Annotated in this window: 10 protein-coding genes; 8 read left to right on the top strand and 2 right to left on the bottom strand. The window is 64.8% G+C overall.

Annotated elements, in window-relative coordinates; translation table 11 throughout:
* Nucleotides 1-57: 57 nt before the first annotated feature.
* From OH146_RS01850 to OH146_RS01820, 7 genes are all read left to right on the top strand, one after another.
* The gene (locus OH146_RS01850; protein ID WP_265156812.1) at nucleotides 58-984 is read left to right on the top strand and encodes a proteasome assembly chaperone family protein; all 927 of its coding nucleotides are present in this window, start codon (nucleotides 58-60) and stop codon (nucleotides 982-984) included.
* Nucleotides 985-1,039: 55 nt separating this feature from the next.
* Nucleotides 1,040-2,353 (top strand): MFS transporter, encoded by a 1,314-nt coding sequence (locus OH146_RS01845; RefSeq protein WP_265156810.1) that lies wholly within the window; start codon nucleotides 1,040-1,042, stop codon nucleotides 2,351-2,353.
* Nucleotides 2,354-2,568: 215 nt separating this feature from the next.
* Nucleotides 2,569-3,849 (top strand): RNA polymerase sigma factor, encoded by a 1,281-nt coding sequence (locus OH146_RS01840; RefSeq protein WP_265156808.1) that lies wholly within the window; start codon nucleotides 2,569-2,571, stop codon nucleotides 3,847-3,849.
* A gap of 4 nt (nucleotides 3,850-3,853) precedes the next feature.
* Nucleotides 3,854-5,134 carry a MurT ligase domain-containing protein gene (locus OH146_RS01835; protein WP_265156806.1) on the top strand — a complete coding sequence of 427 codons (1,281 nt, stop codon included), beginning with the start codon at nucleotides 3,854-3,856 and terminating at the stop codon, nucleotides 5,132-5,134.
* Nucleotides 5,131-5,880, top strand: coding sequence for a type 1 glutamine amidotransferase (locus tag OH146_RS01830; RefSeq protein ID WP_265156804.1), 750 nt, complete (start codon nucleotides 5,131-5,133; stop codon nucleotides 5,878-5,880). Before OH146_RS01835 ends, OH146_RS01830 begins: the two co-directional genes overlap by 4 nt.
* Before the next feature lie 5 nt (nucleotides 5,881-5,885).
* Nucleotides 5,886-6,578 carry an alanine racemase C-terminal domain-containing protein gene (locus OH146_RS01825; RefSeq protein ID WP_265156802.1) on the top strand — a complete coding sequence of 231 codons (693 nt, stop codon included), beginning with the start codon at nucleotides 5,886-5,888 and terminating at the stop codon, nucleotides 6,576-6,578.
* Nucleotides 6,575-7,636: an alanine racemase gene (locus OH146_RS01820; RefSeq protein WP_265156800.1), complete on the top strand. Its 1,062-nt coding sequence runs from the start codon at nucleotides 6,575-6,577 to the stop codon at nucleotides 7,634-7,636. The genes OH146_RS01825 and OH146_RS01820 overlap by 4 nt, the downstream gene beginning before the upstream one ends.
* Here the strand turns inward: OH146_RS01820 and OH146_RS01815 are convergent.
* Nucleotides 7,633-7,857, bottom strand: a complete 225-nt coding sequence (locus OH146_RS01815) for a DUF7455 domain-containing protein (protein WP_265156798.1) — start codon at nucleotides 7,855-7,857, stop codon at nucleotides 7,633-7,635. The two genes, OH146_RS01820 and OH146_RS01815, sit on opposite strands and share 4 nt — an antisense overlap.
* Nucleotides 7,858-8,074: 217 nt before the next feature.
* Here OH146_RS01815 and OH146_RS01810 point away from each other — a divergent pair, with 217 nt between their 5' ends.
* Entirely contained in the window at nucleotides 8,075-10,156 is a 2,082-nt protein-coding gene (locus OH146_RS01810; RefSeq protein ID WP_265156796.1) for a DNA gyrase/topoisomerase IV subunit B, read from the top strand.
* Nucleotides 10,157-10,190: 34 nt separating this feature from the next.
* On the opposite strand, the gene OH146_RS01805 is transcribed toward OH146_RS01810, so the two are convergent.
* The gene (locus tag OH146_RS01805) at nucleotides 10,191-12,653 is read right to left on the bottom strand and encodes a DNA gyrase/topoisomerase IV subunit A (protein WP_265156794.1); all 2,463 of its coding nucleotides are present in this window, start codon (nucleotides 12,651-12,653) and stop codon (nucleotides 10,191-10,193) included.
* Nucleotides 12,654-12,698: the final 45 nt, after the last annotated feature.

Below are 12,698 nucleotides of genomic sequence, written 5' to 3'. Positions count from 1 at the left end.
TTCTGAGCTGTCACCAATGGACGGCTGACGCCGGGGGTGCCTAGATACGATTGACGCATGACGGGGACGGATGCGCTCTATGTGCTTGGCGATGGCGCCGCCGAGGTGCCTCATGGACTGCCGCTCGTGGCGGCCCTGACCGGATTCGCTGACGCCGGGAATGCCGTGTCTCAGTTCACGGAGGTCCTGAGGGACGAACTGGAGTGGCGCACGGTCGCTGCTTTCGTGAACGACGAGTTGCTCGACTACCGTGCGCGTCGCCCGCTTATCTCCTTCGACCAGGACCATCTGTCGAACTACGTACCGGCGAGGCTCTCGCTCGACCTGTTGACCGACGAGTTGGGCAAGCCCTTCCTGCTTCTCTCGGGATACGAGCCGGACTACCGGTGGGACGGTTTCATCGCGGCGGTGAACGAGCTGATCGCGCACTTCGAGGTCAGCAGTGTCACATGGGTGCACTCAATTCCTATGCCTGTGCCGCACACGCGGCCCATCGGCGTCACCGTCAGCGGCACCCGTTCCGAGCTCGTCGAGGCGATGTCGGTCTGGCGCCCGCACACCCGCGTGCCTGCAAACGCCCTGCATTTGCTCGAGTACTCGCTTCAAGAGACCGAGATGCCTCTCGCAGGCTTTGTCCTCTTGATTCCGCACTATCTCGCGGACACGGAGTTTCCGGATGCCGCGGTCAAGGCTCTCGAGTGCATCACCGCTGCGACGGGGCTCATCTTCCCGAGCGACCGTCTCCGCGAAGAGGGGCGAGATTTCGTTGCCCGGATAGATCTTCAGGTCGCAGAGAACGGCGAACTCGCCAAGCTCGTGGGCGCTCTCGAGGAGCGGCACGACGCCTACATGGAGGGGAACGCAGTTCGCTCTCCACTCACGGACGAGGCCGGAGCGCTTCCGACCGCCGATGAGATCGCGGCCGAGCTCGAGAAGTTCCTTGCGACACGTCGTCGCGGTGACGACGAGGGGCCCGCCATCTAGCTCCCTTCCGCGGTGGTAGCCCTGGCTGCCGTGCTATCGCAGCTAGGCTCGTTCCGTGAACTCTCGACGGTCCTGGCTGGTCTGGGGCTGCGGCGTACTGGTCTATCTGGTCGCTGTCCTGCAGCGATCATCCCTCGGAGTGGCGGCGGTTGAGGCGAGTGACCGTTTCGACATCTCGGCCTCGGTGCTGTCGACACTCGCCGTCGTTCAACTGATTGTGTATGCGGGCCTGCAGATTCCCGTCGGCGTTCTCCTCGACCGGGTAGGTCCGCGAGCGCTCATCAGTTCAGGCGCCATCCTGATGTTCCTGGGCCAACTCTCCGTGGCGTTCGCCGAACAGTTCTGGATGGCAGTGCTCGGCCGCATCCTCGTCGGTGCTGGGGATGCCGCGACCTTCATCTCGGTCCTGCGCCTGCTGCCGCACTGGTTCGCAGGCCGGATCCTGCCGCAGGTGTCGCAGTGGACAGGGAACCTGGGTCAGCTGGGGCAGCTGCTCTCCGCGCTGCCATTCGCCTGGCTTCTTCACGATGTCGGATGGACCCCCGCCTTCGGCATTGCCGCGGCCATGGCACTCTTCTCGTTTCTCATTGCATTCGGCCTGATCCGTGATGATCCCGACCCTGATGGGCGGCAGGAAAGGGGCGAGAGTTGGGGGCAGGCTCTGCGCCAGGCACGAGATGCCTTGCGGCGGCCCGGCACGCAGCTCGGATTCTGGTCGCACTTCACAACACAGTCGCCGGGGTCCATGTTCGCCCTTCTATGGGGCTTCCCCTTCCTCGTGACAGGGCTCGGCTACAGCGCCGGCGCCGCCGCCGGGCTCCTGAGCCTTCTCCTCATCTCCGGAATCGTCGCGGGGCCCATTCTCGGTGTGCTGACGGTGCGCTACCCCCTTCGCCGCTCATCGCTCGTGTTGGGCATTGTGGGAGTGACTGCGGCGACCTGGGCGGTCGTGCTTGCGCGCCCCGAGGAACCACCGAGCTGGCTCGTCGCCACGCTGATCATCGTCCTGGGCGTCGGGGGTCCCGGCTCGCTCATCAGTTTTGAGTTCGCGCGGTCCTTCAATCCGCTGCGCAGTCACGGTTCCGCGACCGGCATCGTCAACGTGGGCGGCTTCGTCGCCAGCCTCACCATGATGTTCCTCGTGGGAGCGGCACTCGACCTGGCCTCCACCGGCGAGGATTCGGGGCTCTACACGTGGTCGGCCTTCCGTATCGCCTTCGCGACGCAGTTTCTCGTGCTCGCGGTCGGCACGGCCTTCATCCTGATCACTCGAGACCGTATCCGCCGGCAGCTCCGCGATGAGGAGGGAATACGAGTCGCCCCCCTTTGGGTTGCATTATCACGAACCCTTCGGAAACGCTCACGCTGAACTTCCTTCGTCCCGGCTGTTGCCCTCGAGCAGCTCCGCGAGCGGCCCGTTGATGCAGCGTGGAGGATAGCCGCTGCAAAGCGTGCAATAATTGATCTTTGAGACCCGTTCGATGGTCTGGTGACGGCTGCAATGGCGGTTCGTAACCGGACTTGACATGGGTCTTAGTGCTGCCCGAAGGGAAGGCACGTTCCTTCCGAATGAAAGGTATCCGCATGGCTACCCGCACCTCAACCACCCCCAAGACCTCCCGCGAACCCGAGGAAACGGAGGCGACCGCCGCCGACGAGACCACGGCTCCAGCGAAGAAGTCGGCGGCGAAGAAGACGTCGGCGAGCAAGACCAGCGCAAGCAAGAAGACGTCCGCCTCCTCGGGCAAGAAGGCCGCGAAGAGCGCCTCCGCTGCTAGCGAGGAAGACGCGGTCGAGGAGCCCACCGTCGACGCTGAAGAGGGCGGAGCTGCCGAGGGCGACGACGACGACAAGCCGAACGCCAGCGACGAGAAGCTTCCCACCGGCGCGATCGTGCTATCGATGGGCGACGAGGACGACGAGATCCCCGTCTACTCCGCAGCTATCACCGGCGCTACAGCGGACCCCGTCAAGGACTATCTCAAGCAGATCGGCAAGGTCGCGCTTCTCAACGCCGCTGAGGAGGTCGAGCTCGCGATGCGCATCGAGGCGGGCCTCTTCGCCGAGGACAAGCTCGCGAACGAGGGAGACAAACTTTCGCCCGCCCAAAAGCGTGAGCTTCAGTGGGTCGCGAAGGATGGCCAGCGCGCAAAGAGCCACCTTCTGGGGGCGAACCTGCGCCTCGTCGTCTCTCTGGCCAAGCGCTACACGGGCCGCGGGATGCAGTTCCTCGACCTGATTCAGGAGGGCAACCTCGGTCTCATCCGCGCCGTCGAGAAGTTCGACTACACAAAGGGCTTTAAGTTCTCGACCTATGCGACCTGGTGGATCCGCCAGGCGATCACGCGCGCGATGGCAGACCAGGCGCGGACGATTCGCATCCCGGTGCACATGGTCGAGGTCATCAACAAGCTTGCCCGCGTGCAGCGCCAGATGCTGCAGGACCTTGGCCGCGAACCCACGCCGGAGGAGCTCAGCCGCGAGCTCGACATGACTCCGGAAAAGGTCGTCGAGGTTCAGAAGTACGGACGCGAGCCCATCTCGCTGCACACCCCCCTCGGTGAAGACGGAGACAGCGAGTTCGGTGATCTCATTGAGGACACCGAGGCGGTCGTCCCGGCAGACGCCGTCGGTTTCACGATGTTGCAGAAGCAGCTTGAGAGCCTGCTTGACTCCCTCTCCGAGCGCGAGGCGGGCGTCATCCGCATGCGCTTCGGTCTCGGCGATGGGATGCCAAAGACCCTGGACCAGATCGGAGACACCTTCGGCGTGACGCGCGAGCGGATCCGCCAGATCGAGTCGAAGACCATGGCCAAGCTGCGTCATCCGTCCCGGTCGCAGTCGCTCCGGGACTACCTTGAGTAGGTCGATGGGGTTCTCGTACGTCCTGCCGATCCTCATCGGCAAGACGCTGCGAGTTCTCGCACGCCTCAGGGGCGGTGGCTCGGCCTTCCCCGGCTACGCGGCACTCCGGCTCGCCCCGCGCTTCTTGCATGAGGTCGCGAGCCAGTTCGAACACGGGGTCGTCTTCGTGCTCGGCTCGAACGGCAAGTCGACGACGACTCACATGCTGAGCGAGGTGCTGCGTGCACACGGAGTCCGCGTCTTCACCAATCCCTCGGGGGCGAACCTTCCGCAGGGCATCGCCTCCTCACTGCTTGCTGAAGTCAGCCTGACGGGACGGCTGAAGGCCGATATCGCCGTGCTCGAAGTCGATGAGGCGTACGCTCTCGAGTTCACTAAGGTTCTTCGACCCTCAACAGTCCTGATGCTCAATACCCAGGTCGACCAGCTCTATCGCTTCTACGAGACAGAGCGCGTCGCCGACATGATGCTCGACACGAGCGCACGGGCTACCGAGCACATCGTCACGAACCGTGAGGATCCGTATCTCAGCAAGATCGCGAGGCGGATTGTCGGCGACCAGCCGGACGTGACCTACTTCGGTGCATCTGCTGAGGTCATCGCCTCCTCACCGCACGGCCTCTTCAATGCCACGGACTACCGCGACGGCGAGTCTTCGAGTGAGGAGCATGTCGCGCTCGGGGAGCTCCGTGGTCTCGAGGGCGCCTCCGCCACTGTCGCCGTTCGAGACTCCGAGATTGAGATCGTTCTGCCCGCGAAGGGCCTGCACTACGCGATTGATGCGGCGGCCGCCCTTGCCACCGCTGCAGTCGTTCTCGGCGAGGGATTTGTGGACTCAGCAGCCCAGCGCGCCTTCGAGCGGATGAAACCCGCCTATGGCCGGGGGGAGCTCCTGCAGTTCGGTGACGAGCAGGTCGAGTTCGTCATGTTCAAGAACGCCGCCAGCCTTCAGCTCAATCTCGATGCACTACCCGAGCCCCCCGAGCAGGTGCTTCTTGCGATCGACGAGGGCACCCCCGACATCTCCTGGATCTACGACATCGACTTCTCGGGCCTCGACCATGTCGACGTGATCACGGGTGCCAAGGCCTGGCAGATCGCACTTCGGCTCGAGCACGAGGGCATTCCGATCGGTCGGGTCGAGCCCGACCTCCGCCGAGCGATCGACATCATGCGGTCGCTGCCCAAACCCTCACGCGGCATTAAGACCTGGGTTGTCAACTACGAGCAGATGATGCTCGCGCGCAAGCTCATCGGCTTCGGCGAGCTGGAGAACCAGCGATGAGCGCACTCACGATTGTGCAGCTGTACCCCGATGAGATGGGCGTTGCCGGGGACGCCGGCAATGTGCTTGCACTCAGCACACGGGCACGGCGCTCGGGTCACGCGACAGAGGTCGTGCGCCATGAGGTCGGGCAAGAACTTCCGGCGAACGCTGACATTGTCGTGATCGGTGGCGGTCCCATGTCAGCGATGCGGCGCATCCACGCTGATTTGATGGCGAATGCACAAACGCTGAAGTTGTGGGCGGACTCGGGCGTCTCCTTCTTCGCCTACGGCGCCGGGGCGGAGCTTCTTTCGCACGGCGTCACGGCAGGGGAGGCGGAACTCTCGGGAGTCGGCGTCTTCCCGTTCCGCGCCGAGCGCACTGGCGAGCGGGTGGTGGGCTACCTCATCGTCGACTCCGTCGATGGTCCTGTCGTCGGGTTCGCCGACCACGCTTCACGCTGGCTTCGGAACGACTCCGCTGAGAGTTTCGGCGTCGTGAGCGCGGGCGTCGTGCCCGCGGGACAGGCGGAGGGCGTCATCATCGGTTCCGCCATCGCGACGCTCATCGGTGGCCCGGTGCTTCCGTTGAACCCCGACGTCACCGACGCGATCTTGTCTCGGGCGCTTGCTAGGCGCGGCGAGACCTACTCGGCCGGCGCCGGTCAGGAAGGTCTAGAGGAGCACCGCGCGCTGGACCATTACGCGAGTGAGGCACGCGCCGTAATCCGCCGGAACGCGGAGCACCATTTCAAGCGGATCTGAGCTCGATGCGGGAAGCTCGCATCTTTCTTGGCGCGATCGTCGGTAATGGCGAGCGTCTGCGCTCTGACGCGTCTGCGCCGTTGTATGCCGATCTTCGTGCCGATGCCTATGGACACGGTGCCCCGGAAGTTGCGCGCGCGCTCAGCGCCGCCGGGTGGCGCCACCTGCTGCTCAGCGCCGCGGCTGATGCCGAGCGTCTCGCGCCGCTCATGGGCGCCGACGCCGTACTGCGATTCTCCGATGAGGCAGGCGTCCTGTCCCACACCGGCCCTGCTCTCTACGGGCTTGAATCGGATGCCGCGAGCCTGGGACTCGCCAGCTGCATGCGCGTCTCGGCTCGGGTTGTCTCGGTGAAGACCGTCGAGGCCGGCGAAGGCGTTTCATATGGTCACACTTACAGACTGCAGCGGCGCAGTGCGCTTGCACTCGTACCGGTCGGTTACTCAGATGGTTTACCTCGTAGCGCGGGGAATCGTGGGCAGGTGATGCTGGGTGGGCAACCGCGACCAATTGCGGGCCGAGTCGCCATGGATGTCCACATGCTCGACCTCGGCACGGACGGCGCCGAGGTTGGCGATGAAGCGGTGCTCTTCGGGGATCTGGGCGTGACGGCCGAGGACTTCGCTTCGTCTTTCGACGTCTCAGGGGTCGAACTGACGACAGGAATCGGCCCGCGAGTGGCAAGGACGTACGCATGATCGACCGGGCCGAGGCGGTGATCGATATGGGAGCGCTCCGTGCCAATCTCAGGATGCTGCGGGCCCGGGTTTCTCCGGCGGAACTCATGTTCGTCGTCAAAGACGACGCCTACTGTCACGGGCTCGAGCGCATCGTCGACACCGCTGCCGCTGACGGCATAACGTGGTTCGGCGCTCTGGACGCCGAAACCGCGCTGCGCGTACGCAGGCGGTCTCCTGAGGCCCGGGTCTTCGCGTGGCTCACCGATCCGGACGGTGATCTCGGGGACGCGATTGGTGCGGGAGTGGAAGTAGGGCTCTCGAACGTCCGCCAGCTGAGGCACGCAGCATCCGCGGCTTCAACGCAGACCGCTCGGGTGCACCTCAAGATCGACACGGGGCTGCACCGTGCTGGAGCCACCCCAGAGGACTGGCCGACGCTTGTGAGGGAAGCCCTGCGCTTGCAGTGCGAGGGCCGTGTAGAGATTGCAGGCGCATGGACCCATCTCGCGGAAGCGTCGTTCGACGCCGATTCCCTCGCGATCTCACGCTTCGAAGCCGCGGTAGCGGCGGGGGAGGAGCTCGGGGCGACATTCCCTGTGCGTCACCTTGCGGCAAGTGCTGCGGCATTCGAGCGAGCCGACAGTCGCTTCGACCTTGTGCGGGTCGGCGCGTTCGCCTACGGCATCGCGCCCGGAGACGGCGTCACGCCCGGGTCCCTCGGCCTTGTCCCCGTAATGACCTTGCGGTCGGTGGTCCGAGAGGTGAAGGGGGATCGCGCCATCGTCGGCATCGGCTACGGTGATGGGCTCTTTCGCTCGATGGCCGGGCGCGTCACCGTCTCGGTAGGTTCTCGTCGTCGCGTCATCTCGAAGATCGATGTCGACGAGCTCGTGCTCACCGGGTGTCCCGATGTGGCCGTCGGCGACGTCGTCACCCTCTTCGGTGATGGCACTCATGGCGAGGCCACACTTCAGGAGTGGGCGGATGCCCTGGGCACGATCGGAGAGGAGATCGCGGTGCGCGTTTCGCCGCGCGTCCCGCGTCGTTACCTCGGTGCGATGGAGACCGCTGACTAGGCGGGGCTGTCCTCGAGAAGGCGGCGTGACTCGTCGAGCCAGTCGGTCGCCACTGCCTCGAGCTTCTCCTGGTGGCGGCGGCCATGGTGCGCGCAGAACAGGAGTTCGCTGTCGCCGATTGCGACGCGGATGTAGGCCTGGGCGCCGCAGCTGTCGCACCGGTCGGCGGCCGTCAGCTGGTAGGAGTCGTGCTCCGTCGTCTCGGCAGAGATCTGAGACATTGGTTCCTCCTCCGTTTGTCTGTTGGTCGATCTGTGATCGCCGTACGTCAATACAAGCACGTCCTGCCTGAATCGGGGGCATTGGATCGATGCATTTCGCTCACCGCGTAGCCAGGCGCCGGAGGGGTGTCGGTGCCGTTGGCACCCGTGTCGCCTAGCTAGGCTGAATACCGCACCCGCCTCCCAATTCCTGTCCTCTTCGAAGGAGTCCCACTTCGTGTCGAGTTCCGACTATTCCGCCCGTCATCTCTCCGTGCTCGAGGGGCTCGAAGCGGTGCGTAAGCGGCCGGGGATGTACATCGGCTCGACGGACTCCCGCGGGCTCATGCATTGCCTGTGGGAGATCATCGACAATTCGGTGGATGAGGCGCTTGCGGGGCACGGCGACTCGATTGAGGTCGTGCTGCATGCCGACGGAAGCGTCGAGGTGAAGGACCATGCGCGTGGCATCCCGGTCGACGCGGAGCCGAAGACCGGGCTTTCGGGTGTCGAGGTCGTCTTCACGAAGCTCCACGCGGGTGGCAAGTTCGGCAGCGGCTCCTACGCATCCTCTGGAGGTCTTCACGGTGTCGGCGCCTCCGTCGTCAATGCGCTCTCCGAGCGACTCGACGTCGAGGTGGACCGCGACGGCAAGACCTGGGCGATGTCCTTTCACCGGGGCGAGCCAGGCATCTTCGCCGACAAGGGTGACCCGCGTCCGGATGCCCCGTTCACTCCTTTCGAGAACGGTAGCGAGCTTCGCGTGCTGGGCAAGGTGCCGAAGGGGGTTACAGGCACGCGGGTGCGTTACTGGGCCGACCCCCAGATCTTCACTCGCGGCGCAAGCTTCCAGGCAGAGGAGCTCACATCGAGGGCGCGCCAGACGGCGTTTCTGGTGGACGGTCTCACGCTTTCGGTGATCGACCGACGCGGGGAGGAGGAGACATCCGAATCCTTCCGCTTCGACGGCGGCATTTCGGAGTTCGTAGACTTCCTCGCCCCCGACACCCCCATCACGGGAACCTGGCGGATGACGGGCTCTGGCAGCTTCACGGAGACCGTGCCGGTGCTCGATGAGCGGGGACACATGGTCGCGACCGAGCTCGAACGGCAGTGCGAGGTCGACGTGGCACTTCGATGGGGCACCGGCTACGACACCGTTTTCCGCAGCTTCGTGAACATCATTGCGACGCCCAAGGGTGGTACGCACCAGGGCGGCTTCGAGCAGGGCATGATGAAGTTTCTGCGAGCCCAGGTCGAGCAAAATGCTCGACGGCTGAAAGTCGGCAACGACAAGCTGGAGAAGGACGACATCCTGGCCGGTCTCACCGCAGTGCTGACGGTGCGACTGCCCGAACCGCAGTTCGAAGGTCAGACGAAGGAGATTCTCGGGACCCCGGCGGTGCGTTCGATCGTAGCGAATGTCATCGCAAAGGAGATGAAGGAGCGTTTCGCCTCGCCCAAGCGGGACGACAAGGCACAGTGCTCCCTCGTGCTCGAGAAGGTCGTCGCCGAGATGAAGTCGCGGATCTCCGCGCGCGCCCACAAGGAGACGCAGCGCCGCAAGAATGCGCTGGAGAACTCGACCCTTCCCGCCAAGCTCGTCGACTGCCGAAGCAACGATGTCTCCAACAGCGAGCTCTTCATCGTCGAGGGCGACTCGGCCCTCGGTACAGCCAAGCTCGCGCGCGACAGCGAATACCAGGCGCTGCTGCCGATCCGGGGCAAGATCCTCAACGTGCAGAAGGCGTCAATCTCGGACATGCTCTCGAACGCGGAGTGCGCCTCCATCATCCAGGTGATCGGTGCGGGTTCCGGCAGGAGCTTCGACCTCGCCGCCGCGCGCTACGGCAAGGTCATCATCATGAGCGACGCGGATGTCGACGGCGCGCACATTCGCACCCTGTTACTGACGCTCTTCTTCCGCTACATGCCGGACATGATCAGGGATGGCCGAGTGTACGCAGCAGTCCCGCCCCTGCACCGGGTCGTCGTCATCAACCCGGGCTCGAAGCCCAACGAGACCATTTACACTTACTCGGAAGCGGAGTTGAACGGCGTATTGGCCCAGCTGAAGAAAGCGAACAAGCGCTATCAGGACCCGATCCAGCGATACAAGGGTCTTGGCGAGATGGACGCGGATCAGCTGGCGACGACGACGATGGACCGCTCGCACCGCACGCTCAGGCGCGTCAATATCTCGGATGCCGCGGCGGCCGAGAAGGTCTTCGAGCTCCTCATGGGAAATGAGGTGGGTCCGCGCAAGGAGTTCATCGTTGAGGGATCCGCTGCACTCAGCAGGGAACGCATCGACGTCTGACCCCTCGGCGGTGTCAAGAGCGGCGCACTGCCGCTCAGTCGCCGATGCTGCGCCCGATCGAAGACACGACCGCGTCGAGTGGTGTGCCTGACGCGTCGCGGCGCGCTCCCGCCTCAGGAAGCGTGCGCGATGCTCCGTCACTGGCGACTGCGAGCGCTGGTCCCGGTCCTGCCCAGGCCAGGGTCAGTGAGTCCTCGCCCCTGAGGAGTGCATGTGCACGAACGCCGCCAGTGGCGCGCCCCTTGCTCGGAAACTCGGAGAAATCGGAGACCTTGGCGCGTCCTGGATCCGTCCCCGCGATCGTTGTCGCGGAACCCGAGATCGTCGCCACGACGGCGCCCTCGGCATCCTCGATCGCGGCGAAGGCGATAACGGATGCCCCGGCCGCAAGCCTTATGCCCGCCATGCCTGCTGCCGACCTGCCCTGGGGGCGAACGGCCGCGGCGGGGAAGCGGAGTAGCTGCGCATCCGAGGTAATGAACACGAGCTCGGAGTCATCCGGCGCAATGGCGGCTGCAACGACCTCATCACGCTCCTTGAGCGAGATCACCTCGAACTCCGGCCGCTTCGGTAGATCCGTGAGCATCACGCGCTTGACCACTCCCGACCGAGTCCCAAGAGCGACGGCGACATCGGAGTCGAGAGCCACGAGAGCGAGCACCCGCTCCTGCTTGTTATCGAGCGCGATGTACTCCGAGGCCTTGCGGCCCGCTCCCAACTGGACGGAACTCTCGGGCACGACCGGGAGGTCGACGGGAGAGAGGCGGACGACGCGGCCGAGATTCGTGAGAGCGCCGATCTCGCTTCGACTCGTCGTGACGAGTTGGGAGAGCAGAGCATCGTGCTTGCTGCGACGAGGCTTCGCGGGCAGGGGCTGGACAGCGCCCTCCGGGTAGTCGATGCGGACGAGGCGACCCGTGGTTGACAGCAGCACCCGGCACGGGACATCCGCGATCTCGAGGGAGGGAGCAGGTCTTCCCCGCCCCGATACGGGCGCTTGCGCCCCTGCCTCTGTCAACAGGGTGCGGCGGGGCGTGCCGAACTTCTCTGCCACCTCGTCGAGCTCTCGTCCCACGAGGGCACGCAAGAGGCCGGGGTCGGCGAGCAGCTGGTCGAGCTCCTCAATCTCGCGGAGGAGCTGGTCGCGCTCCGCTTCGAGCTCGATCCGCGAGAACTTTGTGAGCCGGCGCAGACGCAGCTCCAGGATGTACTCGGCTTGAACCTCGCTCAGATCGAACACCTCGCGCAGCCGCGCGCGCGCCTGTTCCGAGTCATCCGAACTGCGGATGACCTGGATGACCTCGTCGATGTCGAGGATCGCGATGAGAAGCCCCTCGACGAGGTGAAGACGCTCGCGTCGCCGGTCAAGTCGGAAACGGCTACGCCTCGTTGTAACGCTGATCCGATGCTCGAGATACACCTGGAGCAGTTCGCGCAGGCCCAGGGTGCGCGGGCCGCCGTCGACGAGCGCGACGTTGTTGATGTTGAACTGCTCCTCCAGGGGAGTGTGCTTGTAGAGCTGCTCGAGCACAGCCTCGGGGTTGAACCCCGTCTTGATGCCGATGACGAGCTGCAGGCCCCGCTTGCGATCCGTCAGGTCCGCGACATCCGTGATGCCGCTGAGCTTCTTCGAGCTCACACCGTCCTTGATCTTCTCGATGACCTTCTCAGTGCCCACCATGTAGGGGAGTTCGGTGACCACGAGGCCCGTCTTGCGCGCGGTGACCGGCTCGATCGATACGCGCGCTCTCGTCTTGAAGCTGCCCCGACCCGTCGCATAAGCGTCACGGATGCCGCTCAGGCCGACGATCGTGCCGCCGCTCGGGAGGTCAGGGCCAGGAACGAAGGCCATGAGGTCTTCGAGCGAGGCATCGGGATGCTCCAGCAGGTGCCGGGCTGCCGCGACCACCTCAACCAAATTGTGGGGCGCCATATTGGTTGCCATACCCACCGCGATGCCCGTCGCACCATTCACGAGAAGGTTGGGGAAGGCAGACGGCAGCACTTCAGGCTGCATGGTCTGGTTGTCATAGTTCGGAACGAAGTTGACGACGTCCTCGTCGAGATCCGCCGTGAGGGCGAGAGCTGCCGCAGTCAGACGAGCCTCCGTGTAGCGGGGCGCCGCCGGCCCATCGTCGAGAGAGCCGAAGTTGCCGTGCCCGTCGATGAGAGGAACCCGCATGATGAACGGCTGATTCAGACGGACCATCGCATCGTAGATCGACGCATCGCCGTGGGGGTGCAGCTTTCCCATCACGTCGCCCACGACGCGTGCTGACTTCACATGCCCGCGGTCGGGTCTGAGCCCCATCTCCGTCATCTGGAAGAGGATGCGGCGTTGGACGGGCTTGAGACCGTCACGCGCGTCGGGCAGGGCGCGGGAATAGATGACGGAGTACGCGTACTCGAGGAACGAGCCCTCCATCTCGGTGGCGAGATCGACGTCGTCGATGCGCTCTTGGGGCTCGTCAGCGGTGCGATTGGCGGCAGTAGTCATAGGATTGCAGCCATGCTACCGGCGCCGTTCTCCGACCGGACGAGC

Origin of the sequence: Homoserinimonas sedimenticola (assembly GCF_026094475.1) — a bacterium.
GTDB classification, from domain to species: Bacteria; Actinomycetota; Actinomycetes; order Actinomycetales; family Microbacteriaceae; genus Homoserinimonas; species Homoserinimonas sedimenticola.
This window is presented reverse-complemented; position numbering and strand designations above follow the sequence as displayed.

What these genes read in the sequence shown, in the direction of transcription:
- OH146_RS01820 (WP_265156800.1), top strand. Translation starts at nt 6,575, where the DNA reads ATGATCGACCGGGCCGAGGCGGTGATCGATATGGGAGCGCTCCGTGCC.
- OH146_RS01825 (WP_265156802.1), top strand. Translation starts at nt 5,886, where the DNA reads ATGCGGGAAGCTCGCATCTTTCTTGGCGCGATCGTCGGTAATGGCGAG.
- OH146_RS01840 (WP_265156808.1), top strand. Translation starts at nt 2,569, where the DNA reads ATGGCTACCCGCACCTCAACCACCCCCAAGACCTCCCGCGAACCCGAG.
- OH146_RS01835 (WP_265156806.1), top strand. Translation starts at nt 3,854, where the DNA reads ATGGGGTTCTCGTACGTCCTGCCGATCCTCATCGGCAAGACGCTGCGA.
- OH146_RS01850 (WP_265156812.1), top strand. Translation starts at nt 58, where the DNA reads ATGACGGGGACGGATGCGCTCTATGTGCTTGGCGATGGCGCCGCCGAG.
- OH146_RS01805 (WP_265156794.1), bottom strand. Translation starts at nt 12,653, where the DNA reads ATGACTACTGCCGCCAATCGCACCGCTGACGAGCCCCAAGAGCGCATC.
- OH146_RS01830 (WP_265156804.1), top strand. Translation starts at nt 5,131, where the DNA reads ATGAGCGCACTCACGATTGTGCAGCTGTACCCCGATGAGATGGGCGTT.
- OH146_RS01815 (WP_265156798.1), bottom strand. Translation starts at nt 7,857, where the DNA reads ATGTCTCAGATCTCTGCCGAGACGACGGAGCACGACTCCTACCAGCTG.